A 22,181-nucleotide genomic window follows, 5' to 3' on the forward strand; every position below is an offset into this window, starting at 1 on the left:
TGAAGCTGACCCCTTTGAGTTGGATTGGATGTCCAACTTTTGTGGGTCAGTTCACCCTCTTAGGGTTCAAAAAAAGAATATTTTGTGGGGGTTAAAAGGTAAGGGGGTATTAATACCCCCTTTTTGTTGTTTTACTTGATTTTGCCTGCGGCAATCGAGGCTTTGCAATCCATAATGCCGTAATTATGGTATTTGCCCGCATTTTCTTTGCGAATGGATTGGCCGCACTCAGTGAGCGAGTTGCGCAGATTGATTTTAGGGATGTTACTCATGATTAGCTCCTATTTTATTAAAGACTAGTTTTTATTTTGATTTGACCGAGCGTAATTGTGCTCGTCAATAATTTTAATAAATTCTACGATTTTGCCAAAGGGTATCAATAAAGCCTTTAAAATCAAGCCTTACTGTTATAAAGCTTAAAGCCCAAACTATACCCATGACTCTAGTGATTCCCGTAATTCTTTGTGGAGGTTCCGGAACTCGGCTTTGGCCATTATCTCGTTCTGGCTTTCCAAAGCAATTCTTGGTGCTATCGGGTGATGAGTCATCCCAAAGTCTTTTTCAGCAGGCGGTCAATCGCATTCACTCCGTAGGTAATGCCGATATCACACTAGGCAAGACTTTAGTCGTAACCAATGAGGATCATCGATTTTTAGTGCTAGATCAATTGCGAGAGCTAAAGAATGCTACTAAGGATTTTGATGCAACCTTGTTGTTGGAGCCTGTGGGTAGGAATACTGCTCCTGCATTAAGCATGGCCGCTTTTTGCGCAAAGCAACTATCAAGCAATCAAGATCCTATCTTGGTGATTACACCAGCCGATCAAACGATTCAAAATCCAACTGCGTTTACCAAAGCACTGCAAGATTGCATTGCTAGCGTTCAAGCAGGCGAATGTAATATCGCCATTTTGGGTATTACTCCGACAGCACCAGAAACGGGCTATGGGTATATTCAGCGAGCAGGTAGTAAAGATCAACATAATGCCTACGTAGTTGATCGTTTTGTTGAGAAGCCTGATCGTGAGACTGCTAGCTCCTATCTTGCGGACGGAAGTTACTTATGGAATAGCGGTATGTTTGTTCTGAGAGCCAGCACTTGGTTGGCTGCCTTAAAAGAGTTTCGTGCCGATATTTACCAGGCATCCCAAAAAGCTTGGGAGACTAAGTCGGAAGATATTGCGGATGCTATGAGCGGTATCGGATTTATTCGACCAGATAAAGAGGCATTTAAGGCAATTCCAAGTGAGTCGATTGACTATGCAGTTATTGAGAAATGTCCTAAAAGCCAACACAAGATCAAGATGGTAGAGCTCGATGCAGGGTGGAGTGATTTGGGCGCCTGGGATGCCGTTTGGCAGGTTGGCAAGCAAGATCGCGATGGCAATGTTACCAGTGGCGATACCTTGCTGACAAATACTAAAGATTCATTAGTGTATGCAAGCAGTCGCTTGGTAAGTGCAGTTGGTGTTGAAAATCTCATTATTGTCGAAACGGCTGATGCCGTATTAGTAGCCGATAGAAAAAACAGTCAAGATGTTAAAAATATCGTCTCCCAACTTGAATCGCAAAAACGAGAAGAAAAGAATCTCCATCGCAAGGTAGCAAGGCCTTGGGGCTGGTACGACAGCGTTGATGAGGGTGAGCGCTTTAAGGTGAAACGTATTCAGGTAAAGCCAGGAGCAAGTCTTTCTCTACAAATGCACCATCATCGCGCTGAGCACTGGATTGTGGTTAAGGGTGAGGCTGAAATTACCAACGGTGATCAAGTGATTACGCTTAAAGAAAATCAAAGCACCTTTATCCCCCAGGGTCAGACCCATCGCCTTGCTAATCGCGGTACAGAGCCCCTTGAGATTATTGAGGTGCAATCAGGAAACTATTTGGGGGAAGATGATATCGTGCGTTTTGAGGACACCTATGGACGCAGTTAATATCCCAAGATAATTATTCAAGATATAGACATGACAACGACAACAAACACTAAACAAAAAGTCGCCCTCATTACGGGCATTACAGGGCAAGATGGCTCTTATCTAGCCGAGTTTTTGCTGGAAAAGGGCTACATTGTTCATGGCATTAAGCGCCGCGCTTCTTCATTCAATACGGATCGCATAGACCACATCTATCAAGATCCCCATATCGATAATCAAGATTTGATTTTGCATTATGGTGATTTAACTGACACCAGTAACTTAGTGCGCATTATTCAAGAATGTCAGCCTGATGAGATCTATAACTTAGGCGCTCAATCCCATGTGGCTGTATCGTTTGAGTCGCCTGAGTACACTGCTGATGTGGATGCGATTGGCCCACTGCGCATGCTTGAGGCCATTCGTATTTTAGGTCTGGAGAAGAAAACCCGTTTTTATCAAGCATCGACTTCTGAGCTCTATGGCTTGGTACAAGAGATCCCGCAAAAAGAGACTACCCCTTTTTACCCAAGAAGTCCTTATGCGGTAGCTAAGATGTATGCTTACTGGATTACGGTTAATTACCGTGAAGCCTATGGCATATATGCCTGCAATGGCATTTTGTTTAACCATGAATCTAAGCGTCGTGGCGAAACTTTTGTTACTCGTAAGGTTACCCGTGGTTTAGCCAATATCGCTCAAGGCTTAGAGAAGTGTTTGTACATGGGTAACATTGACGCTTTGCGTGACTGGGGTCATGCCAAAGATTATGTCCGTATGCAGTGGTTGATGCTTCAACAAGATACGCCAGAAGATTTTGTAATTGCGACAGGTGTGCAGTTCACCGTTCGTGAATTTATTACCCGCAGTGCAAAACAATTAGGTATCACTCTTAAATTTGAGGGCGTTGCCGAGAATGAAAAAGCAATTGTTGTTGCCATCGAGGGTGATAAAGCTCCCGCTTTAAAAGTGGGTGATGTGATTGTGCAAATCGATCCGCGCTACTATCGACCCACCGAAGTTGAGACTCTCTTGGGCGACCCAGCAAAAGCCAAAGCAAAATTGGGTTGGGTGCCCGAAATTACGCTTGATCAGATGATTGTAGAGATGGTGGCTAATGACTTAGATCAGGCTAAGCAGCATGCATTATTGCTAAAGCATGGCCATAGCGTTTCAGTTGGTAAAGAAAATTAATCATTACTAGCTACTATTTAAGCGAATTAGAAAAGCGAATACGTGAGCAATAATCCTCAGCAAAAGATTTATGTGGCAGGCCACCGCGGTATGGTGGGCTCGGCCATCGTGCGAAATCTTCAATCTCAGGGCTTTAATAATATTGTTACTAAAACACATGCTGAATTAGATCTCACCAATCAAGCTGCCGTAAGAACTTTCTTTGAGCAAGAAAAACCAGCCCAAGTGTATTTGGCAGCTGCAAAGGTGGGGGGTATTTTTGCAAATAATACTTTTCCAGCGGAATTCATCTATCAAAATCTGATGATGGAGGCTAATGTGATCCATCAAGCTTTTGAAAACGGCGTTAAGAGGCTGCTATTTTTAGGTTCTAGTTGTATCTATCCTAAGCTTGCTCCGCAGCCTATGGCTGAAGATGCGCTGTTGACTGGTTTGCTGGAGCCTACCAACGAGCCCTATGCCATAGCTAAGATAGCAGGCATCAAGTTATGCGAGAGTTACAACCGTCAGTATGGGGCCTCGCACGGCATTGACTATCGCTCGGTCATGCCCACCAATTTGTATGGCCCTGGCGATAACTATCACCCTGAAAATAGCCACGTTATTCCAGCATTAATTAGGCGCTTTCATGAAGCCAAAGTGACCAATGCTCCTGAAGTATTGATTTGGGGAACGGGAACACCAAGGCGTGAGTTTCTCTATGTCGATGACATGGCAGCAGCTTCAGTTTTTGTGATGGATTTAGATAAGGCTATTTATGATCAGCATACCCAGCCGATGCAAAGCCATATTAATGTGGGATTTGGTTCTGATGTTACGATTGCCGAATTAGCTCAAGCAGTTTCTAAGGCAGTGGGTTACCGAGGAAAAATAATTACCGATTCAAGTAAGCCTGACGGTGCTCCAAGGAAATTAATGGATTCCTCGCGCATAAATAAGTTGGGCTGGGGGCCAGAGGTAGGTTTAACCGAGGGCCTCACCCTTGCATATGCTGATATGTTAAGGGCGCAAAATTCATGAATATTCTTCTTACTGGTGGCGCGGGTTATATCGGCAGTCATACGGCCGTGGTTCTCTCCGAGGCTGGTCATGAGGTTGTTGTCTTAGATAATTTTTGCAATAGTAAAAAAAGTGTTCTCACTAGTTTGCAGCAGATATTGGGTAAAGAGTTGATCTGCATTGATGGAGATATTAGAAATACACCTCTGGTTATAAAGATATTGAAGGATCATCAAATTAATGCAGTTATTCACTTTGCTGGTCTTAAAGCAGTTGGTGAGTCTGTTCAAATGCCTATTGAGTATTACGCAAATAATGCTCAAGGGACGATTAGTCTTTTAGAGGCAATGAAGTCTACTGGTGTTAAAGCGCTAGTCTTTAGCTCCAGCGCTACCGTTTATGGCGATCCGCAGTATTTACCGATTGATGAAAATCATCCTACTAGCGCCACCAATCCTTATGGGAGAAGCAAGCTGCACATTGAAGAAATGCTTAAGGATGTAGCCATTTCTGATGCAGAGTGGAAAATTATTTGTTTGAGATATTTCAATCCAGTGGGCGCCCATGATTCCGGTCTTATTCGAGAGGATCCTCAAGGAATCCCCAATAATTTAATGCCTTTTATTCTTAAAGTAATTGCAGGCGATTTGCCGGTTCTTAATGTGTACGGCAAAGATTACCCTACGATCGATGGAACTGGGGTGAGGGATTACATTCACGTCATGGATTTGGCCGAGGGCCATCTTGCCGCATTACTGTTTTTAAGCAATCGGTATGGATGGCATGTCATTAACCTGGGTACTGGGGTGGGGCATAGTGTTCTTGAGATGATTCATGCCTCAGAGGAGGGCAGCGGGAAAAAGATTAACTTTCAGTTCGCCCCAAGGCGCCCTGGAGACATTGCAAGTTGTTATGCGGATGTAAAAAAAGCAAATCAAGATTTAGCTTGGGTTGCTACAAGAACGTTACAAGAAATGTGCCTTTATAGGCCGGTAAAGAAATAGTTACTTGCATAAACTAGGCGCATAATTACTTTGAAGACACTAGAACCTTTAATCCGGCTTTACTACTCCTTGAGCAAGAAAAGAAGGATTCAATTAGGGCTTTTGACCCTTTTAATGGTGGTTTGCGCGCTTTCTGAGGTGGCTTCAATTGGCTCCTTATTGCCATTCTTGAGTGTTCTGACTGAGCCAGATTTAGTGTATGCCAATCCTTGGGTTAAGCCCATTATTTCGGCGTTGGAAATTCAGTCGCCAGATCAGATGCTGTTGCCATTTACAGTGTTTTTTTGTGTGGCAACTACAGTTTCTGGGATGTTGCGACTAAGTTTGCTCTACATAAGTTCAAGGCTTACCTATGCAGTAGGCGGTGATCTGAGTGTGAGTATTTATCAAAAAACGCTGATGCAACCTTATGCGGTACACATTTCTAGGAACAGTAGTCAGATAGTAGATGGTGTAACCAACAAAACCATTTCGCTAATTGAGTGTGTTAGATGCTCCATCACAATCATTAGCTCTACTATTCTGCTGGGAATTATTGTTGGCACATTATTCGCTTTTCAGCCCTTAATTACCACTCAGGCCTTTATAGGTTTTGGCGCCATTTACTACCCAATTATTAAATTAACAAGAAAGCGCCTATCGGAAAATGGCGCAAAAATTGCTAAATACTCAAGATTTAGTATTCAGAGTTTGCAGGAAAGTTTGGGGGGTATTCGGGATATTTTGCTCGATGGGAGCCAAAAGTTTTATGTTGATATTTATAAAAACATGGTTATACCTTGGCGTAAATCTCAAGGTCTGAATCAATTTATTAGTGGCAGTCCAAAATTTGCTATTGAATCTCTAGGAATCATTCTCTTTGCATTTATGGCATTTGAGTTGTCAAGCAGTACCAATGGATTAGTGGGCGCTATTCCTATTTTGGGTGTTTTGGCCTTAAGTGCCCAGCGCATGCTACCAGTTCTTCAGCAAATGTTTAGTGCGTGGTCAGATCTTGTTACGCAAAGGCCCTCTCTCCTTGATGCTCTGGAATTGCTTGATCAGCCCTCAATCTGCAACAAAGATAATTTTGGTGAAAGCGAACAACTTCCATTTTCCTCGGAGATTAGACTAAACAAAATATCATTTGGATACTCCAATGATTCCCCTTTAGTGCTCAAGGATGTAAATCTGGAGATTAAAAAGGGTGCTAGGGTCGGTCTAATCGGCACGACTGGCTCAGGAAAAAGTACCTTAGTCGACATTCTGATGGGTCTCTTAATTCCGAGTCAGGGAGAAATAATTGTTGATAGTGTTAGTGTGACATCGCAAAATCTTGCCCAATGGCAACATCGAATTGCACATGTACCGCAATCTATATATCTAACAGATGCAACTATCGCAGAAAATATTGCATTTGGTATCAGCAAGGATCGGATTGATTATGAAAGGGTGGTTTGGGCCGCAAGAGAGGCTCAAATTTCTGCCTCAATCGATCTGATGGATAAAAAATATGAATCTATGGTAGGCGAGCGAGGCGTTAATCTTTCAGGCGGACAAAGGCAAAGAATTGGTATCGCAAGGGCTTTGTATAAAAAAGCAGATGTCATCATTTTGGATGAGGCGACTAGCGCCCTTGATTTGGCAACCGAGAGGGATGTAATGGAAAGCATCAGTAATTTAAATTCTGAGATAACAATTTTAATTATTGCCCATCGAAATTCAGCGCTTAATTGCTGTGATGAGCTCTATAGACTTGAGGGTGGAGTTTTGCAAAAACACACCCTACTTGCTTGATGCAGATCCTAGCTTCTTTAATATTCCTTTTAAGATAAAAGTCAAAATTTTTTATGATCGTTACGGAATTTTATAAAGGACAGGGACTGGGAAATCAGCTTGCTTGTTACATTACCACCCGTACTATTGCCCTAGATAAAGGATTTGAGTTTGGGATGATGCATCCCGAACGATTTAAGGGGCGCGATTTCTTTGAAAATATTGATTATGGATGTGAGGTGACATCGGGAGAGGGGCCAGAGGGTGGGCCACCGACCATTTTACCAAATGGCATCAAGCACTATTATCGAGAGAAAGAGTGCAAGGACCCACAAAGTGGCTCTGACGTAAGGTGGTATGACCCCGATCTCATCAATATTGCTGATGGTACAAAAGTTGATGGATTGCTACAAGGTGAGCAATATTTTTTACACAGACGCAATGAAATTAAGCATTGGTTGAAGGTGAAGAGTGAGTATGACTGTTATGACTATGCAGATGAGAACACCTGCATTATTAATTTTAGAGGGGGAGAATATTCTAGGGTTCCAGAGTTTTTTTTGATTAAAAGTTATTGGAATAACGCAATCAAAAAAATGCTAGAGATAAATAGATTCTTTCGTTTTATTGTTATCACTGATGATGTTTTGACTGCAAAAAAAGTTTTTCCAAACTATGCTGTATTTCACTTTAGTATTGGAAAAGATTTTTCAATTATTAAAAATGCACATTATTTAATTTTGTCAAACTCTAGTTTTGGCTGGTTTCCTGCGTGGTTGAATGAAAATCTAAAATTTTGTATTGCTCCAAAATATTGGGCTCGTCATAATCATTCGGATGGCTACTGGAGCCTGGGATATAACATCACTTCAGGGTGGCACTACTTAGACCGAAATGGAATGCTTTTTGGCTATGAGGAGTGTTTGACAGAGTTGCAAGAATATAAAAGGAATCATATGAGTCGACGCGAAGAAATCGTTGCTCCTGAAAAAAACAACAATAAAGACGTCTATTCCTTATTGAGAGGTTTATCTCCTGTTTGGCTCAAAAAGTTTGTGAGAGAGAGTAGGGGTTTAATTCAGCATATTTTTAATCTTTTTATGCATCCATTCAATTTGTATCAAGAGCATAAAGGACGAAAAAAATGGGTTACAAATTTAGAGTTGCTTGAATATAAAAAGACTATAAAAGTTTATGATGTTTTTTATTTTTTCAATGAGCTTGACTTACTTGAAATTCGATTAAACATACTAGATCCATTTGTCGACTATTTTGTCTTGGTTGAATTCTCAACAACTTTTGGCGGCGTTTCAAAAGAATCTCACTATAAAAATAACTTTGAAAGATTCTCTAAATGGAATCATAAAATCATCTATTACTTAGTTGAGGACTACTTAGCTGACAAAGAATTACTGAGCTTAGCCGCGACAAATTCTAATATTGGGGATGGCGGAGAGCATTGGGTCAGAGAATTTTGTCTCAAAGAGAGCGCAAAAAAGGCCCTGGTTAATTTAAGTGATGATGATGTAGTTTTTCTATCCGATCTTGATGAGATCTGGAATCCAGCCCAACTGAAGGAGTTGACCACCTTTACCGAGTCCCCAATTGTTAGACCAGTACAGCTCTCCTATTACTACTATCTTAATAATAGGAGTAACGAAGGCATTGATGGCTGGACAGGAACGATTGTAGTCAAATATAAGACACTGAGGGATAGTTGTCTTAATGACCTCCGAAATAAAAGAAAAACTCCCGCGAAAAAAATTTATCAGGGAGGGTGGCACTTCACTTACATGGGTGGTGTTGAGGGGGCAAAAAGAAAGTTATCAGAAGAAAATCATCCCGAGTATAAAAAATTTATTGCAAATTTGATGGCTACAGTTGGAAAAAATAAACACTACGCTGGAAAACGCCTCATTTTTTGGCGAGATGAAAGGGATTTACCGGAATATTTAGTTGCCAATAAAGATAAGTGGAGTCATCTCTTTAATTGACAATCATTATCATTCGGATCCTAGTAAGAGTCTAATTTCAAATCGACAGGCTTGCCATCATTAATGGATACATCAACAAAAATTCCCTACATTAGTGTTTGCATACCTACTTATGAAATGAATGGGCAGGGAAGGGGCTATTTAAGGGATGGCTTAAAAGTACTTTCTACCCAATCTTTTAAGAATTTTGATGTCATTATTTCCGATAACTCAAAGGATCGGCAGATTGAATTATTGTGCGAAGAGTTTAAAAATAATCTTGCAATTAAGTACATAAAAAATCATCACTCATTTGGAATATCAGCAAATCTTAATAACGCAATCAAAAATGCAAACGGAAAAATCATAAAGATCTTATTTCAAGATGATTACTTGTATTCAAATAAATCGCTTGAAGATATTGTTACTAAATTTAATTTGGATAAAGACTTTTGGATGGTTACGGCAAGTGAACATACCTATGATGGCCTGAATTGCTATAGAAAATTTATCCCAAAATTTAGCGAAAGAATTTTACTTGGTATAAATACAATAAGTTCACCCTCAGTGTTAACAATTAAGAATAGCAACTCAAATCCTATTTTTGATGAAAACTTAACTTGGTTGATGGACTGTGATTACTATTACCAACTCTATTTGGCCTATGGGTGCCCGGTTACTTTGGATGAAGTCAATGTGGTAAATAGAACAGGAGCGCATCAAGTTTCCAACTCAATCGTGACCAGGGCAATGAAGGCTGCTGAATTTAGATATTTGGGGAAAAAATATGCCAATCATCTAAGCATAATGAGTAAATTAATTTTATTTCTGAAATACTTCCGTTAGTTTTTATTGGAGCTTAGACATGAAAAAAATAGCATCCAATTTTCTTGTTGTTTCGAGTTATGCAAATGATCTTAGTTGGATTGAAGGCAAAACATCCAACTATCTTATCTATGAGCGCGGTGAGGTTAATTACGCTTTATTATCTGGCGTTCATCAAGAAAAAATTGTATCCAGCCCTAACTTAGGGTACAACTTATATGATTACTTCACATTTATTGTTGATCACTACGATTGTTTGCCGGACTGTACCTTTTTTTTAAAGGGAAATATATTTCCGCGCCATATTTCTGAAGAGTATTTTGATAGGATTGCAAACAATAAATTCTTTACGCCAATAATTGAAACTACAAGGCACAATCCAGTTTGGCCTGTAAGTGGTTTTTTATCCGACACATCTTATGTAGAAATTAACAATAGCTGGTATCTCGGATCCCATCCTGTGAAATTCTTCCATAGCCTCGATGATTTCCTAAATTTTTGTTTTGTTAGCCCAGTTATTCCTAGGTATGTGGAATTTGCGCCTGGAGCCAATTACATTGTTCCGAGAGAAAACATCTTGAAGTTTCCCAAGCAATTCTATAAAAATTTACGCTATTTAATTTCTTATACAGCATTACCCGGTGAGGCTCACATACTGGAGAGGGCTTTACAAACTATATGGACTTGTAATTATCAAGCGTCCGATAGGATGCTGGGAAATCTTGATGATTTAGCGTCTTTACCTGTTTTGCCCTGTCGGCCTCATAATTGGAAAACTCGATTAAGTTCGTGGGGTCTCTTTTTAAAAATGCCGAATTTAATGACTAGACTAGTCCAAAAATTAAGAGCATTTATTTAAAAGCATGACTTTATTGGCGTAAGAGTAAAATTTGGCTATTGTAAGTTTTAATCTTTTTTTTCATAGGCGCTGCATTGTTTAAAAGACCTGAGAATACTTATGCTGTAAGTAGTGATGCTATAGAGCGGATTCTTGAGGATGATGCTAGCCCCCTCAACCATATTGCGCGCCTTATTCCGGAGGGTGCTAGCGTATTAGATATTGGTGCTGGAAATGGACTGTTAGCGCAGGTCATTAAAAAAAGTAATAAATTAGTGCACATTGATGGCATTGAGCCAAATGAGTTTGCTGCTAGTTTGGCTAGACCGCACTATAGGTCAATTTTTGTTGGATTCTCTTCTGAGTATTTGGATGTAATACATCAGAGTCGTTACGATTATGTTGTATTGGCTGATGTGGTTGAGCATACCGTAGACCCAGTAGAATTTTTGACTGAAATATGTGATCACTTACCGACATCTACAAAGCTATTTGTTTCGTTGCCTAATATTGCATTTGGGGGTCAGCGACTCGCTTTGCTAAACGGAGCATTCACTTATGTCGATTCAGGATTGCTAGAAAAAACCCATTTGCGATTTTTTACGATTGATAGCGCTAAAGCACTTTTTGCCTCCATTCCTTTGTCATGTGAAAGCATCACCTTTCTCAACAGAAGTTTTTATCGAGCTGAATTCTCAAGGAATATCTTAAAAGCATCATTTTTTCAGTTACTTAAATTAGCTTTTACACCTAGCGCAAGAGCATATCAATACCTATTTATTTTGCACAAAGACGAAAGGAAAAATACTGCGCAACACACATTCGGATCCTCTCCTATAAAAATAATATTTGATGCATTTTTTTATAGGCCAACCTTTAAAAAGACTGCTAAGTTTTTTATAGATTTTGTCAAGAAAAGGTAATAGAGGCGATTGAAAGCTTACATATGATTGGTGTGCGTCTAGAGGGAGGGTTGGGAAATCAGCTATTTCAATATGCTGCTGCAAGATCGCTTGCAATAAGGCATGCTACTGAAATTATGATTGATCGCTCTGCGCTTAACAATAAAAGTAAGTCGATCACTGCAAGAGAGTATGAGTTAAGTGTATTTAATTGCCCGATTGTGACCTCATCGAGAGATTCTTTCCCTTTTTCACGATTGGCGAAACACTTTGGCTGGTTATTTGGTTTACTAACATCATGGACTGCATTTGTTGAGAAGGAGCAACAATATGATGCGAATTTTTTGGCTGCTCCAGATAATTCCTATCTAATTGGTTACTGGCAAAGTTATCGATATTTTGAAGCAATAAAAGAGACTATACGAAATGACTTCACACCTAAAAATTCTTTGTCACCCAAGAGTTTGGCGATTAAAAAGATAATTGACTTAAGCTCCCCATCGGTTGCTATACATGTGAGAAGGGGAGATTATGTAAGCTTACCCTCCGCTATTCATTTTCATGGAGCCCTTTCAACAGACTACTATCATCAAGCAATTGATATGATGATTAAACAGTTCTCGGATGCTACGTACTTCGTTTTCTCTGATGATATAGACTGGTGTAAAGGCAATCTTGGCCTTGAGAATAAGGTGAATTACGTTGATCACAATGGATCGACTGACGCTTGGCAAGACCTTATCTTGATGAGCGCTTGCAAACATCACATTATTGCCAATAGTTCATTCAGTTGGTGGGGAGCTTGGCTGGGCGGCCAAAATGGACAATTAAGCAATCAATTAGTCATTTATCCAAAGAATTGGTTTAAAGGTGGGGTGATAAATGAAAGAGATCGATTCCCTTTAAATTGGCAGGGTATATAGGTTTATGACCATTGCGCATGTCAATTACAAAGTGGCGATTGAAGCTGCGGGATCTCCTAAGATTTCATGGTTGGTGTGTGCACACCACTCAAATCTGAAGCTAAAAGTAGCTTTGCAGTCTTGTTTAGATCAAACCTTCACTGATTTTGAGTTGATTGTGGTTGCCAATGGGGTGAGTGCCAGCAAGGTGGTTGCCTCTGTTGCCGAATGGTACGGGTCTGATTCAAGGGTGAAAATTTTTTCTACACCTATATGTCATTTAACTTTCAGTCTTTCTTTAGGGGTTCATTTTGCGAAAGGTGAATTCATAGCAAGAATGGACGCCGATGATATCGCTTACAGTACTAGATTAGAAAAGCAATACCAATTTTTTATAAATCACCCAGACAGCACCGTGCTTGGCTCTGCATTTGACTTGATCGATGAAAATGGATTGGTTCAGAAAACAATTTTTCCGCTAACAGGAGATGAGCAAATCAGAAATGCGCTCATTTATAAAAATCCAATCTGTCACCCAACTGCAATGATTCGTAAACAGGCATTAATAGAGGCGGGTGGATACCTAGGCGGATTACAAGCAGAGGATTATGATCTTTGGTTGCGTTTGAGCGCTAACCCGAATAATAGATTTGCAAATCTTAAGGACGTGTGCATCGGGTATCGTATTACTGGTGGGGAGGCTAGAGGCTCTAGATTGTCATACTCTTCTCAAGGCTCTTCTCAGTTTCGGCATTTCTTGATGGGGTATGGCTCAAAATGGCTGATTGCTTCTTTCATAACATTTATTAAGATAATGAGACTGTCAGTGAGCAATTTTTTGGGTCGACAAGCTAAATGAAAGTCATTGCAATTATTTCGCATCAAGCTTTTTCTTTGCTGAACTTTCGATCTAGTTTGATTAAATTGCTGGTCAAAGAAGGCTATCGAGTTTATGCATTGGCCCCTAATTATGCAGATGCAGATATAGAAACCATAAAGAGCTTAGGTGCGGAGCCAATACATTATTCGCTGTCGAGAACTGGGATTAATCCCTTTCGGGATATTGTTGATGTTATTAAGCTTGTATTCATCTTGCGAAAACTAAGGCCAAATGTAAGCTTTGCTTTTGCTATAAAGCCAGTTATATACGGTTCAATAGCTGCATGGATTGCAGGAGTGCATTATCGAATAAGTATGATTGAGGGCTTGGGGTATTTTTTTACTGACTCTCAAGATCATTCATCCTTATTTCGTCGAGCCTTAAAGCCGTTTTTAAATGCATTCTATAAATTTGGACTTTATTTATCTACAGTCGTTATTTTCTTAAATAAAGATGATATTGAATTATTCGAAAATAAGCAGTTAATAAGTCCAGATAAGATTGTTAATCTTGGAGGTATTGGTGTTGATTTGCAAGATTGGTCGCCTCAGCCCTTAGTGGAGTGTCCCATCACCTTTCTTTTTGTGGGTAGGCTTTTGAGAGAAAAGGGCATTTATGAATTTATTGATGCAATTAAAATAATCCGCAATGATGGACTAGATGCTCGTTTTGTCGTGCTTGGAGGATTAGATAGCAATCCTGGTAGTCTCAATCAAAGCCAAATAGAGTCTTGGGTTAATGAGGGTTTCATTGAGTGGCCTGGTCATGTAGATGTTAAGGATTGGATGGCAAGAGCCAGCGTTTTTGTATTGCCTTCGTACCGAGAGGGAGTTCCAAGAAGTACACAAGAAGCGATGGCAATGGGTCGCCCAGTTATTACGACCGATGTTCCTGGATGTAGGGATACTGTAATTGATGGGCTGAATGGTTATTTAATTCCACCTTTTGATCCTCATGTGCTTGCAAAAGCATTTAAAAAGTTTATTCATGATCCTGCATCGATACATGCTATGGGTGCTCAAAGTCGATGCATTGCAGAACGAGAGTTTGATGTTGAAAAAAAAGATCGTCGCATCTTAGAATTGATTGAAAGAAATCATCAGCCACTAAGTCTCATAAAAAGGGTCTTTGATGTTGTTTTAGCCCTATTGTGTATTTTTGTTTTTATAGTGCCTATCGCATTGATTTGGATCATTATTCCTCAATTATCAAAGGGCCCTGCTCTGTATTGGTCTCCAAGGGTTGGAAGGAATGGGGCGATATTTTCTATGCCCAAATTTCGGTCTATGAAAATGAATACACCAGTCGTTGGTAGCGATATATTGGCGGCTCAAGCAGAAAATTATTTGATTCCTGGCGGCTCTATTCTTCGACGTAGCAGTCTTGATGAGCTTCCTCAGTTATGGAGTATTTTGATTGGGGATATGAGCTTTGTTGGTCCAAGGCCCGCACTATTTAATCAGGATGATCTCATACGAGAAAGGGTTGCACTTGGGATTGATTCATTAAGACCGGGTCTGACTGGGTGGGCTCAGGTTAATGGTCGCGATGAGATATCACTTGCTCAGAAAATACAGTTCGATGCAGAATACTTAGAGCGACAGTCCTTCGGTTTTGATCTCTACATACTGTGGCTTACCTTTTTAAAGGTAGTTCGTAGTGAGGGTGTCTCTCATTAACTATGACTGATTAGGAATACTTGTGCTTTTGCCCCAGTTAGTAATGCCAGTCTTAAGGCTGCCCAGAATTGCAAAGCGATTTATCGTTTTGATTTTGGATATTAGTTTTTGTATTTTGGCGGTGTGGCTTGCTTACTACCTACGCCTTGGGCAATGGGTTGCTTTATCTGGAGACCCAGCCTTGGCGGTGTATGTATCACTGGCGCTTGCACTCCCCATATTTATTGCGTTTGGTTTATATCGCGCTATTTTTCGCTATTCAGGATGGCCTGCCTTAATGACAGTCGCTAAGGCTTGTGCAGCGTATGGCTTCATCTATGCTGCATTAATAACCACGTTTGGATTTTCTGGTATTCCGAGAACAATTGGCATTATCCAGCCAATTTTGTTATTGCTATTGGTGGGTGCTTCACGAGCGTTTGCTAGCTACTGGCTTGGTAGCTCTTATCGCCAACAATTGAAATTAGGAGCGGTCCCAAGGGTGTTAATTTATGGAGCTGGCTCAACTGGACGTCAACTTGCTGCTGCATTACGCAATAGTCATCAAATGCGCGTTGTGGGATTTTTAGATGATGATGCAGTCTTGTGGGGCCAATCTCTAAACGGGTTAACTATCTATAAGCCATCAGAGTTACCAAATTTAGTTTCGTCGCTGTCGATTAGTGATGTTCTATTGGCGTTGCCATCCATTAAACGCCAGCGTCGTAATGAAATTCTTACTTCGATTGCCAAGTCAAAAGTGTCGGTTAGAACACTTCCTAGTGTCACAGATCTGGCCAGGGGTAAGGTGACAGCATCTGACATTCGAGAGTTGGATATTGAAGATTTATTGGGGCGCGATCCAGTCAATCCAGACCCTCATTTGCTGAAGGAAAATATATATCAGCAGGTTGTCTTGGTGACCGGGGCTGGTGGCTCAATTGGTAGTGAGCTGTGCCGACAAATATTAGCACAATACCCTTGCAAGCTTGTTCTTGTTGATCAGAGTGAGTATGCCCTTTATAGAATTGAGCAAGAGCTCCAAAAAAGCGCAGAAGAATTAGTGTTTGAGGGTGCAGTTACTGTCACCATCGTTCCAATCTTGGCATCCGTTCGCAATGAGCAGCTAATGCGCAAAGTTGTAGAGCAATATAAGCCTACGATTATTTTTCATGCTGCAGCTTATAAGCATGTGCCTTTGGTTGAGGCGAATTTTGCAGAAGGAATACTCAATAATGCATTTGGAACTCTGGCCATTGCAACGGTTGCAGCGCAATTGGGTGTACCACGTTTTATTCTCATTAGCACCGATAAAGCAGTTCGACCCACCAATATTATGGGTGCCAGCAAAAGGCTTGCGGAAATGGTGCTTCAAGCGTTAGCTGCAGATGAGACCCTAGGGAAAAATACGATCTTTTCTATGGTCCGTTTTGGAAATGTGCTTGACTCATCTGGCTCAGTGGTACCGCTTTTTCGAAGGCAGATTGCTGATGGCGGACCAATTACCCTCACTCACCCTGAAGTCACCAGATACTTCATGACCATTCCAGAAGCAGCTCAATTGGTAATTCAAGCTGGAGCAATGGCAAACGGAGGAGATGTCTATGTATTAGATATGGGCGAACCTGTGAAAATTGCCGATCTTGCTCGACACATGGTTGAGCTCTCGGGTTTAGAGGTGAGGGATATAGAAAATCCAGAAGGTGACATTGAGATTGAAATCACGGGACTTCGCCCTGGAGAAAAGCTATATGAAGAGCTTTTGATTGGGGATAATCCCCAGCCTACTAGTCATCCTAGGATATTGAAGGCTCATGAAGATTTTCTCTCCTTAAGTGATTTAGAGCCATTATTGGCCGAATTAACGAGTTCCCTAACGCTAAATTCCATAAATGCGATTCAAGTAAAGCTAAAAGCTATCGTTAGCGGCTATCAACCTCATATATAGGCATTTTTGATAAACGGTATTAGCATCCCTGTTCTCTAAATTAGAGGGAATTAGAGCGAATTTGTCCGAATAAGCCCTAAATTACCCCCCTATCGTTATAATTGGTATATATAAATAGGGTTAGGTCTCTTGGGAGTGGTTTTGTTGTCAATAAATTGGTCAAAATTGGGTAGAAATTGTCACAAATGACTGATTTAATTGAGAAAAATCCTATTTTGAGTCCTGTTTCTGATGCTTCCTTAGTGGCTATATTGCTATGCACTTATAACGGAGCACGGTTTTTGGCTGAGCAGCTCGATTCTTTAGAAAGTCAGACCCATCAAAATTGGGTTGTGTTTGCCAGTGATGATGGCTCTACCGACCAAACCTTAGAAATATTGCAGCAATATCAGGCCAAGTGGCCTTCTGGAAAATTAACCATTCGCAGTGGCCCAAAAAAAGGGTTTTGTCAGAACTTTCTTTCTCTTGCGTGCGACCCAGAAATTAAGGCCGACTACTACGCATTTTGCGATCAGGATGATGTGTGGTTGCCAGCTAAATTAGAAGTTGCGCTTGCAAGTATCATTGCCAATCAAGATGTAAATGTGCCTTATGTATATTGCGGGAGAACGGCTTACGTGGATGAGGGGCTTAATAAAGTTGGCTTATCGCCTCTTTTTTCCTTTCCGCCAACTTTTCGTAACGCCTTGATTCAGAGTATCGCAGGTGGAAACACGATGGTATTTAATCCTATTGCCAAGAAGCTTCTAGAAGCGGTAGGGGTGGTAAATCACCCTTCCCATGATTGGCTACTTTACCAATTGTCGACCGCTGTAGGGGGCATTATTTTTTATGACCCAGTGCCGCAAGTGCTGTATCGTCAGCATAAAAACGCACTAGTAGGGGGTAATAATTCCTTTTTCGCCCGATTAAAGCGGATGAGAATGGTTTTTGGTGGTCAATTTCGCAAATGGAGTGACATGAATATTGATGTTTTAATGCACGCAAGACCATTTTTGACCCATGGAAGTAAAGAAACTTTAGATCTATTTCGCAAAATGCGTCAGGCGGATTTAAAGGATCGATTTCGGCTGTTAGAGGTTGCTGGGTTGTATCGACAAACATGGCGTGGAACGGTAAGTCTGATGATTGCTGCATTATTTCGGAAGATATAATCAAATAATCAAATAATCAAATAATCAACATGAAAATATTAGTTACTGGAAGTTGTGGATATAAAGGCCATGTATTAGTGCCAAAATTGTTGGCCAAAGGTCATCAGGTTGTTGCATTGGATACCCAATGGTTTGGAAGTTACCATCAACCACATGCAAATTTAAGTTGCATTAAAGGGGATGTGCGTAATATTGAAAGTATTCCGTTTGATGGAGTTGATGCAATCATTCATCTTTCTTCGATTGCTAATGATCCGTGTGGCGATTTGAATCCAAAGCTAACTTGGGAGGTAAGTGCGCTTGCTACCATGCAATTAGCTGATCAGGCTAAGCGTAGAGGCATTAAGCATTTTATTTACGCATCATCTGGAAGCGTCTATGGGGTTAAAGAAGAGGATCAGGTAACTGAAGACTTAGAATTAAAACCAATTTCTGAGTACAACAAAACTAAAATGGTTTCCGAGCGCGTCTTATTGAGCTATGCCGAGGATATGGTGGTTCAAATTGTTCGACCAGCCACAGTGTGCGGCCTATCTCCACGGATGCGTCTTGATGTTTCAGTAAATCTTTTGACAATGCAGGCATTATCAAAAAATAAAATAACGGTTTTTGGCGGTGATCAAACGCGCCCTAATATTCATATTGATGATATTGCTGACTTGTATGTATTCCTGTTGGATAATCCACGTGTGACGGGAGTATTTAATGCAGGCTTTGAAAATATTTCAATCTTAGACATTGCTAGGACAGTTACCAAATACATTCCAGTAGAAATTGTTGTAACCGAGTCTAATGATCCACGCTCATATCGCGTGAATTCCGATAAGTTGCTAGCCACCGGTTTTAGACCTAAGAAATCCGTTGAGCATGCGGTTCGAGAAATTATTGATGCTTATCAAAAGGGCGAATTAAAAGATGAAGATCGTTTTTATAATCTAAGGTGGATGGAAAAAGCCAACTTAGCTTTGTAATTCAATTCATTGCTTAATATGCCCACCTTATTTAAAGATTATGCAAACCGCTTATCTGCGGTTTTGAATTCTTATCCATGGGAAAATATTGCTCCATTAGCGCAAGAAGTTGAGCGACGTTGGAAAGAAGGGCGTCAAGTTTTTCTTTGTGGAAACGGCGGAAGTGCGGGTAATGCTATTCACCTGGCAAATGATTATTTGTATGGTATTGCCAAAGAAACTGGAAAGGGTTTGAAGGTGCAAGCTTTGACCTCTAACCCTGCTGTGATGACTTGTTTAGCAAATGATGTTGGATATGACGTAATTTTTTCCGAACAGCTTGCTGTCCTAGGGCAAGCCGGAGACCTAATTATCTGTCTATCAGGCAGTGGAAACTCCCCTAATATTGTGAAGGTCCTAGACCAAGCTAAATCGATGGGCATTAAGACTTGTGCCATATTGGGCTTTAGTGGGGGTAAAGCAAAAGCTCTTGCGGATATCTCTATTCATTTTCCTATTGACGATATGCAAATAGCAGAAGATATGCAACTTATTGTTGGCCACATGCTGATGCAATATCTTTATTCTCAATCAACTCATTCTAATATTTAAGGATAGTAGTTATGCCACCAGTATTAGTTGTGGGTAGTAATTCATTTTCTGGCGCTAGCTTTGTGGATTATCTATTGGAGCAAGGGCAGAGAGTAATTGGCACCAGTCGATCGTTAGAGCCTATCGATGCAATGTTGCCTTATAAGTGGCGCGATCATCAAAATTTTGATTTTCATAAATTAGATTTGAACAAAGATTTGAATAAAATCGCTGATCTTGTTCATGCAGAGAAACCAGAGTATGTAATTAATTTCGCAGCCCAAAGCATGGTAGGGGAAAGCTGGAATAGCCCAGAAGATTGGTTTATGACCAATGCTGTTTCAACAGTAAAACTTCACGATGCTTTACGTAAATTGGATTTTTTAAAGCGTTATGTACATATTTCCACTCCTGAGGTATACGGCAGTTGTGAGGGATTCGTAAAAGAAGATTTTCCATTTAATCCCAGCACCCCATATGCCGTTTCCCGAGCGGCGGCCGATATGAGTCTACGAACCTTTCGAGCCGCTTATGACTTTCCGGTAGTGACTACTCGGGCTGCAAATGTTTATGGTCCTGGACAGCAGTTGTATAGAATTATTCCAAGAACAATTCTGTTTATCTTGCTTGGCAAGAGGTTGCAGTTGCATGGCGGCGGTGAATCTACTCGCTCATTTATTCACATGCATGATGTATCAGATGCTACATGGAAAATTGCCCAACATGGCATTAATGGAGAAACTTATCATATTTCGACTAATGAGGTAATTTCTATTAAAGATCTGGTCGCTAAAATTTGTAAAAAGCTGGGAGCCCGTTATGAGGATCATGTTCAAATTGTTGGCGAAAGACTCGGAAAAGATTCAGCCTACCATCTGGATAGCACAAAGGTTCGATCTGAATTAGGTTGGTCAGATAAGATTACCTTGGAGCAAGGTATTGACGAATGTATTAAATGGGTTCGAAAGAATATAGAGATCCTGCGTGATGAGCCAATGAACTATATACATAAAGTGTAACTAAATATTTGAGGCGAAGATGGGAAAAGAAATTGATCTTTTGGCGAATTATCCAAAAGCAAAGCGAGATGTTGCTAGCCGTGGACAAGAAAAAACAGAGTTAGACCGATCCATAGCTAGGCAGTTTGGTGAGGAATTTTTTGATGGCGATAGATCTACGGGGTATGGTGGTTTTTCTTATTCCCCTAGATTTTGGCAGCCCGTAATTCCCACTTTTCAGCAACATTGGAGTCTGACCTCTAATAGCTCTGTGCTTGATGTTGGTTGTGCCAAGGGTTTTATGATGCACGATCTATCTGAGTTGATTCCTGGAATCAATGTCCGAGGCGTCGATGTTTCAGGCTATGCCATTGAGAACGCTATGGCTGATATGAAGCCTTTTGTTGAGGTTGCTAATGCAACAAATTTACCCTTTGAAAATAATTCTTTTGATGTAGTTATTTCAATTAATACTATACATAATTTAGATCGAGATGACTGCCTCAAGGCTCTACAGGAGATTGAGAGGGTATCTAGGTTGGGAGCGTTCATAACCGTTGATGCTTATAGGAACGAGGAAGAAAAAGAGAGAATGTACGCGTGGAACCTCACAGCTAAAACTATTATGTCAGTTGATGAGTGGATAAAATTCTTTAAAGAAGCTGGTTACACAGGCGACTATTATTGGTTCATACCGTAATCAAGGTTTTTAATGGATATTGATAACAATTTTCGACTCAAGCTCTTTGCGAATATATTAAGAATTCGCGCTGTAGAGCTGACTATAGCTTCTTGCTATTCTGAGCAACAAATGAGATGTCCTGTGCATCTTGTTATCGGACAGGAAGCCTCCGAAGTTGGTGCGTGCGCAGCTTTAAATAAAACTGATTATGCATTTTCAGGGCATCGATCACATGGGCATTACTTAGCAAAAGGCGGCAACTTAAATGCCATGATGGCAGAAATCTACGGAAAGTCCGGAGGTTGTGCAAACGGCCGAGGCGGATCTATGCATTTAATAGATCTAGAGGCTGGCTTTTTGGGGGCAGTTCCAATTGTCGGAAGTACCATACCTATAGCGACGGGTGTTGCTATGGCAAGCAAGTTAAAGAAAGATAATAAAGTGGTCATGGTATTTTTGGGTGATGGCGCAACAGAGACAGGCGCATTTTACGAGAGCCTAAATTATTCATCATTAAAGGATTTGCCAATAGTATTTATTGTGGAGAATAATGCCTATTCTGTGTATTCTCCGCTTGATGTTAGGCAAAAATCTGAGTCACGCATAGTGGATATCGCCAAATCGCACGCTATGCCGGCTAAAAAAATCGATGGCAATAATGTTGAGTTAGTTTATGAAGCTTCTAAAGCTGCTGTTGATCGAGCTCGTTCTGGCGTGGGCCCTTCTCTGCTTGAGTTAACAACATATCGCTGGTTAGAGCATTGCGGGCCAAATTACGATAATGATATTGGTTATAGAAGTGAATCTGAATTTTTAGTCTGGAAGGAGAAAGACCCCATTTCTCTGTATCAAAAATTTTTATTATCTCAAGGCGTTTTAACAGAAGAGATGTTAGGTGAGTTAACGGATAAGTCTTATAAAGAGGCTGAAGATGCAATTAATTTTGCAAAAAATTCTCCTTGGCCACAGGTGGTTGATTTCAGTGCAGAAGTATATTCGCAATAAATGTAGGCCTT

General features: G+C 40.6%; 20 protein-coding genes. 19 read left to right on the plus strand and 1 reads right to left on the minus strand.

All coding sequences use genetic code 11. The features are described 5' to 3' along the window. Window positions 1-131: 131 nt before the first annotated feature. A complete protein-coding gene (locus A2X74_RS05450) occupies window positions 132-272 on the minus strand; it encodes a hypothetical protein (protein ID WP_293624260.1) in 141 nt (46 codons plus the stop codon). A gap of 164 nt (window positions 273-436) precedes the next feature. Between A2X74_RS05450 and A2X74_RS05455 the strand changes: the two genes are divergently transcribed. From A2X74_RS05455 to A2X74_RS05550, 19 genes are all read left to right on the plus strand, one after another. Continuing rightward, a complete protein-coding gene (locus tag A2X74_RS05455) occupies window positions 437-1,933 on the plus strand; it encodes a mannose-1-phosphate guanylyltransferase/mannose-6-phosphate isomerase (RefSeq protein WP_293624261.1) in 1,497 nt (498 codons plus the stop codon). A 30-nt stretch (window positions 1,934-1,963) separates the two neighbouring features. Next, window positions 1,964-3,106: a GDP-mannose 4,6-dehydratase gene (gmd, locus tag A2X74_RS05460; RefSeq protein ID WP_293624262.1), complete on the plus strand. Its 1,143-nt coding sequence runs from the start codon at window positions 1,964-1,966 to the stop codon at window positions 3,104-3,106. A 42-nt stretch (window positions 3,107-3,148) separates the two neighbouring features. After that, a complete protein-coding gene (locus A2X74_RS05465; protein WP_293624263.1) occupies window positions 3,149-4,126 on the plus strand; it encodes a GDP-L-fucose synthase in 978 nt (325 codons plus the stop codon). Continuing rightward, entirely contained in the window at window positions 4,123-5,109 is a 987-nt protein-coding gene (gene galE, locus A2X74_RS05470) for a UDP-glucose 4-epimerase GalE (RefSeq protein ID WP_293624264.1), read from the plus strand. Before A2X74_RS05465 ends, galE begins: the two co-directional genes overlap by 4 nt. A 258-nt stretch (window positions 5,110-5,367) precedes the next feature. Beyond that, the gene (locus tag A2X74_RS05475) at window positions 5,368-6,885 is read left to right on the plus strand and encodes an ABC transporter ATP-binding protein (RefSeq protein ID WP_293624459.1); all 1,518 of its coding nucleotides are present in this window, start codon (window positions 5,368-5,370) and stop codon (window positions 6,883-6,885) included. Window positions 6,886-6,938: 53 nt separating this feature from the next. Then, window positions 6,939-8,858, plus strand: a complete 1,920-nt coding sequence (locus tag A2X74_RS05480) for a hypothetical protein (RefSeq protein WP_293624265.1) — start codon at window positions 6,939-6,941, stop codon at window positions 8,856-8,858. 63 nt (window positions 8,859-8,921) lie between these two features. Next, the gene (locus A2X74_RS05485; protein ID WP_293624266.1) at window positions 8,922-9,683 is read left to right on the plus strand and encodes a glycosyltransferase; all 762 of its coding nucleotides are present in this window, start codon (window positions 8,922-8,924) and stop codon (window positions 9,681-9,683) included. Between the two features lie 19 nt (window positions 9,684-9,702). Beyond that, on the plus strand, window positions 9,703-10,521 hold the full coding sequence (locus tag A2X74_RS05490; protein ID WP_293624267.1) for a DUF3431 domain-containing protein: 819 nt from the start codon (window positions 9,703-9,705) through the stop codon (window positions 10,519-10,521). Between the two features lie 74 nt (window positions 10,522-10,595). Then, window positions 10,596-11,423, plus strand: coding sequence for a class I SAM-dependent methyltransferase (locus tag A2X74_RS05495; RefSeq protein WP_293624268.1), 828 nt, complete (start codon window positions 10,596-10,598; stop codon window positions 11,421-11,423). Between the two features lie 23 nt (window positions 11,424-11,446). Then, window positions 11,447-12,325, plus strand: a complete 879-nt coding sequence (locus A2X74_RS05500; RefSeq protein ID WP_293624269.1) for an alpha-1,2-fucosyltransferase — start codon at window positions 11,447-11,449, stop codon at window positions 12,323-12,325. A 4-nt stretch (window positions 12,326-12,329) separates the two neighbouring features. Further along, complete coding sequence (locus A2X74_RS05505; RefSeq protein WP_293624270.1) at window positions 12,330-13,163, plus strand: glycosyltransferase; 834 nt, start codon at window positions 12,330-12,332, stop codon at window positions 13,161-13,163. Then, a complete protein-coding gene (locus tag A2X74_RS10995) occupies window positions 13,160-14,863 on the plus strand; it encodes a sugar transferase (protein WP_363925328.1) in 1,704 nt (567 codons plus the stop codon). Before A2X74_RS05505 ends, A2X74_RS10995 begins: the two co-directional genes overlap by 4 nt. A 22-nt stretch (window positions 14,864-14,885) precedes the next feature. Further along, a complete protein-coding gene (locus A2X74_RS05520) occupies window positions 14,886-16,790 on the plus strand; it encodes a nucleoside-diphosphate sugar epimerase/dehydratase (protein WP_293624271.1) in 1,905 nt (634 codons plus the stop codon). A gap of 185 nt (window positions 16,791-16,975) precedes the next feature. Then, on the plus strand, window positions 16,976-17,944 hold the full coding sequence (locus tag A2X74_RS05525) for a glycosyltransferase family 2 protein (RefSeq protein WP_293624272.1): 969 nt from the start codon (window positions 16,976-16,978) through the stop codon (window positions 17,942-17,944). Window positions 17,945-17,973: 29 nt separating this feature from the next. Continuing rightward, window positions 17,974-18,915, plus strand: a complete 942-nt coding sequence (locus tag A2X74_RS05530; RefSeq protein ID WP_293624273.1) for an SDR family oxidoreductase — start codon at window positions 17,974-17,976, stop codon at window positions 18,913-18,915. An 18-nt stretch (window positions 18,916-18,933) separates the two neighbouring features. Beyond that, complete coding sequence (locus A2X74_RS05535) at window positions 18,934-19,506, plus strand: SIS domain-containing protein (RefSeq protein WP_293624274.1); 573 nt, start codon at window positions 18,934-18,936, stop codon at window positions 19,504-19,506. Window positions 19,507-19,517: 11 nt separating this feature from the next. Further along, window positions 19,518-20,504 carry a GDP-mannose 4,6-dehydratase gene (locus A2X74_RS05540; protein ID WP_293624275.1) on the plus strand — a complete coding sequence of 329 codons (987 nt, stop codon included), beginning with the start codon at window positions 19,518-19,520 and terminating at the stop codon, window positions 20,502-20,504. 19 nt (window positions 20,505-20,523) lie between these two features. Next, entirely contained in the window at window positions 20,524-21,183 is a 660-nt protein-coding gene (locus A2X74_RS05545; RefSeq protein ID WP_293624276.1) for a class I SAM-dependent methyltransferase, read from the plus strand. A 12-nt stretch (window positions 21,184-21,195) separates the two neighbouring features. After that, window positions 21,196-22,170: a thiamine pyrophosphate-dependent dehydrogenase E1 component subunit alpha gene (locus A2X74_RS05550; RefSeq protein ID WP_293624277.1), complete on the plus strand. Its 975-nt coding sequence runs from the start codon at window positions 21,196-21,198 to the stop codon at window positions 22,168-22,170. Window positions 22,171-22,181: the final 11 nt, after the last annotated feature.

The sequence above is a fragment of the Polynucleobacter sp. GWA2_45_21 genome (assembly GCF_001830325.1).
In the GTDB taxonomy this organism is placed as follows: Bacteria; Pseudomonadota; Gammaproteobacteria; order Burkholderiales; family Burkholderiaceae; genus Polynucleobacter.